Origin of the sequence: Prevotella sp. AM42-24 (assembly GCF_003461825.1) — a bacterium.
Classification (GTDB): domain Bacteria; phylum Bacteroidota; class Bacteroidia; order Bacteroidales; family Bacteroidaceae; genus Prevotella; species Prevotella hominis.
In genome coordinates this window covers 1-4,304 of sequence record NZ_QTXV01000121.1, presented here as the reverse complement: position 1 = coordinate 4,304, position 4,304 = coordinate 1, and the positions used below count along the sequence as shown (strand labels likewise).

General features: G+C 36.8%; 3 protein-coding genes and 3 pseudogenes. All 6 read right to left on the bottom strand.

Annotated elements, in window-relative coordinates:
* On the bottom strand, nt 1-1,443 hold a 1,443-nt coding region (locus DW917_RS16430), incomplete at its 3' end, for a lipopolysaccharide biosynthesis protein (RefSeq protein ID WP_147344245.1).
* Between the two features lie 283 nt (nt 1,444-1,726).
* Entirely contained in the window at nt 1,727-2,443 is a 717-nt protein-coding gene (locus tag DW917_RS16425) for an acyltransferase family protein (protein WP_118120455.1), read from the bottom strand.
* Nucleotides 2,444-2,592: 149 nt separating this feature from the next.
* Nucleotides 2,593-2,862, bottom strand: a pseudogene (locus tag DW917_RS16420) (acetyl-CoA hydrolase); the annotation flags it as partial.
* 65 nt (nt 2,863-2,927) lie between these two features.
* Nucleotides 2,928-3,233, bottom strand: a pseudogene (locus DW917_RS16415) (mannose-1-phosphate guanylyltransferase); the annotation flags it as partial.
* Between the two features lie 17 nt (nt 3,234-3,250).
* A pseudogene (locus DW917_RS16410) lies at nt 3,251-3,550 on the bottom strand (dTDP-4-dehydrorhamnose 3,5-epimerase family protein); the annotation flags it as partial.
* Nucleotides 3,551-3,576: 26 nt separating this feature from the next.
* Nucleotides 3,577-4,304 (bottom strand): tetratricopeptide repeat protein (locus DW917_RS16405; RefSeq protein WP_118120453.1); only part of this gene is annotated, 728 nt, incomplete at its 5' end.

Sequence of the window (4,304 nt, the reverse complement as noted above, 5' to 3'; positions counted from 1 at the left end):
CTGTGTCATCTTATGAGGGCGGTTGCGGATTTGAGGATAATATTGTAATTCTGGCATTTTCATCATATAAGCAACCAATAAATAGCAGACTCCTCCTATAATGAAGCCACCAAATAACTGTACAAAGTGGTTTGAGAATAAACTGATAAACATTACTATCGCCACACACATAATAGCAGTCAAAACGAATGGTCGAGCCAAAACCTTAAGTTCTGCTCCATAAGTTATGGATGGTATCACTTTATGAACAAAAGGAATTATTATCAGCAAATCTATAATTGCATAAAGTACAAGTCCCATAGCCATCACTTTCACTCCAAAAGGGATTGTTCCAACCAATATAATTATAGAAGCTATCTTTTTTATAATTTCTGATTTTAGGGATAAATCACTCCTTCCCTTTACTGCCAACATCTGCCAATTGAAGTACTGTAAATGATCGAACATATATGCAATACTTAAAATAGATAAATACGGCCATGCACTTTCCCATGCCCCACCGAGTAAACATGAGACCAAAGGTTGAGCCAATGCAGCAAGTCCACCCATCAATGGAAATATAAAGAACGAAGACAGAGACAATAACTGCATATAATTGTTATGAAGTGCCACATTATCATCTTGCAATTTACACTGCTTGGGATAGACAGCCCTTGACATGATAGAGGTAATGTTTCGAGATGGGAATACTGCAATATTCTGCATTTTATTGAAAAATCCCAACTGTGTACTTGAAAAGAACTTTCCTATTACCAACGTATAGAGATTTATATATACAGTAGATAGAAGTCCTGTGAATAGCAAGCGAGAGCCAAAAGCATATAGTTCCTTGAATGATTCCTTAGAAAAAACCAAACTTGGTCTCCAACTTGACATCATCCACAAAGAGATCGTGTTAACCAGACTATTTATCAATCCTTGAAAAACCAAAGCCCAAACTCCATAACCGCAATATGCCATAGCAACACCAACCACGCCACTAACTATGACGGCAGAAACCGTTGCCTTTGATTGTCTTTTGAAATCCATCCGCGTTGTAAACTGAGCACGCTGAACGATAGCCAAGGAATTGAGGATAAAACCGAATGTGGAATACCTTGTTATTACTACCAATTCAGGCTGTCCATAAAAATCTGCTATAAGCGGACTACATATAAAGAACAGTAGATATAGAACAGCACTGACGACCAAGTTAAAATAGAATACCGTAGAATAATCTTTGTCTGTACAGTCTTTCTTATGAATTAATGCATTGGCAAAGCCGCTATCAATCAAAGACTGACCGATGGAGATAAAGATAGTCAACATGGCAACCAATCCGTAACATGAAGGTGCGACAAGGCGAGCAATGATGATTCCTAATACAAACTGAATGCCTTGCGAAGAAAATCGTTCGACGGCACTCCAAATGATTGCTTTTGATTGTGATGGTAAATTTCCCATATTTTACATTGAGTATTTCAGCCAAGAAAAATACTTGAACTGCTTAAAATATATAATAATATTTGAGATTAATAAACACAAAATCAACACTTCCAACATCTGTATCAGCTTATTATCAAGATACATTTTTGGTAAATGTTGCATGACTATTATGAGACTATAGTGCAAACAGAAGAAGTGTGTGCTATATATGCGCATTCTCCTGCACATAGATTGATTATCAATATTGACTTTATAGAAACAACCTATGAGAAGTATTACAGATGGAATTCTGAACACATAGTTATAATCGTTGAAATAACTTCCTAGAGCTACAACTATTACCCCTCATAATCAAATGACTAGACCGCACTACTTCTGCCATTTGAGAAATTCTTTCATTAGAAAGGACCTTGCCTATACTTATCCATAGCAATCCTGCGGGAAAAGATAACTTTGGATCTCTTAGATATTCGGTATAAAGTTGGCATAAATACTTATTATCTAAATCGGCATATAAGTAAACATAAACCAAAAACGTCAAAGCTAGCAAGACCTTTTCATTCATATACCTTTCGATAAAATAGACTATTGGGACACCTACCAGCAAGGCACCAAAGAACCAACTCGCACCAAACTCATAGCCAAAAAAGAAGTTTTTAGCAAACAAGAATATTCCTAGATAGGACTCTAGATACTCTCTATGCCAGCAAAACAATATGATTGGTGACAATGCTACAATCCAAAATAAATATAGCTTTAATAATCTTTTCTCATAATGAATCAATCTCTTGAAACTTCCTTTTTCATCATCTTCTCTCATTTTCTTGAATAAAAAGAATGAAGAGAGAATAAAGAATACAGGAACAGCCAAATCATTAATATAACTCCATTGTACATAAATAAATGATCCTTCTGCAACATCCACTAATTGGACATGAATATTGACTATGATAAGGGCCATTATAAATTTCAAAAGATCAAAACCTGATATCGTTTTTTGGGACATATTATTTGTCATTCGCCTTTTATTAAAAAAATATGAATTACAACAAAACTTTCATATAGATAGTTATGGTAGTTTTATCTGTGTATCCAAGTTTTTAATCTAAAAACATACTCTACCAATAACAGTATTATCTTCAGATTTTAGCTTTTCATTTCAAATTTACGGAAGTCTCTATTAGTAGAAAATGGTGCACGAAACTTGATGGCATGAGCTGCCGCCATATCACCTTCAATACTTTGTGAAGTAGAAGCACCTGTCAAGATACCAACCTGAAAAGGTCTTCCTGCCTCATGCTCCGCTACAGCTCTCTTAGAAAGTTCACGGAAAGTAGCCTTCGGTACTCCATTTGGAGTAAAGCCACTTAATCCGATCGTATCTTGATCGTTAATCATTGCTGCTGCTTCTGCAGCACTTAATCTTGTATAACTCATTATATATATCCTAATAAATACCTAATCTTCTGAAACTGTTGAATTATCTTAATCTCCCAACATAATTATTTTCCAAATTCTTTAATTCTCTGTTCCTCTTTCAATGAGCAAACAAGCAGTTGCCCATTCTTCTCGGCTACGATATAGCCATCCAAGCCTTGAACTACCACCTTGCTTTCATCAGCTGCATGAACCAAGCAGTTCTTGCATTCATACAATCGGATGTCCTTGCCTACCTTGGCATTGCCAGCCTCATACTGTGGGAGTAAGGTACGGAGGCTACCCCAACTACCTAAGTCGCTCCAGCCAAACTCAGCTGGCAAGGTATAGATTTCCTTCGACTTCTCCATTACGGCATAGTCGATGCTTAACAAGAACAACGTATGACTTAGTATAAATCCACGTTGATATCGAATGGACTATCAAAGTCTTTCAGCATTGCATGCTTCGTATCCTTATCTGAGAGATTAGCATGTTCTGTTGGGATTTTCCAATCAATACCGAGGGTTTCATCGAGAATCGAGATACCTCCATCTGCCTCAGGATGATAGAAGTTGTCGCACTTATATTGGAAGACGGCAGTCTCTGAAAGGACAGCGAAACCATGGGCAAAGCCCTTTGGAATGAAGAACTGGCGATGATTGTCTTCTGTCAGCTCTACTGCCACATGCTTGCCATAAGTAGGGGATACATACCGGCATAAGGTTCGGGGCTTTATTTATCCTTTTTTCCATTTTCATTTAGATGAACAAACGTTTGTGACAAAGCATTGATGCGATTTATAACCTCACTAAACTCTGCATCACAATCGTGCCTGTTTTGTATTTCAGCCTCTTTTAACCCTAATGCCGCAAAATGACTCGCCTCATTGAAAAATCTCATAGCGTAATAAGTTTGGGCTAAGTTTGAAAGATTCTGCACATTGTGTGGCTGATAAAGAAGTACCGTGTTGAAATCATTTAATGCTTGTGGCATTTTGCCTTCAAGTCGATAGGCAATGCCTCGTTGGAGTACAGCCATAATGAAATCTGGTCGGAATGTTGCTTCAATAACTTTTGTCAGCACCTCGGCTGCTTCTTCATTTTTGCTATCTTCACGGAGTAATGAAGCCTTGTTAATGTTTGATTCATAAAAGTAAGGCATAATCTTAATGCAATGATTAAGATATGTCATACTCTTCTCTTTCCACAAATCATCTTTCTTTTCAATGGCAAGTTTTGCTTTATTATAGTAAGCCATAGCCAAGTCTGGATTGAATGTCAATGCCTTGTCATAATATTCATCAGCTTTGGCATATTCGCCCATTGCTGAATATGAATTGGCTATGTTCATCAGCAAATTGTCATCTTGTGGATCTATTTTCAATCCCTCTTCATAAATTTCAATGCTTTTCTTGAAGTCTTTTTGATTCCTAAGACATAACCAAATTTTTGAGCAGTTTT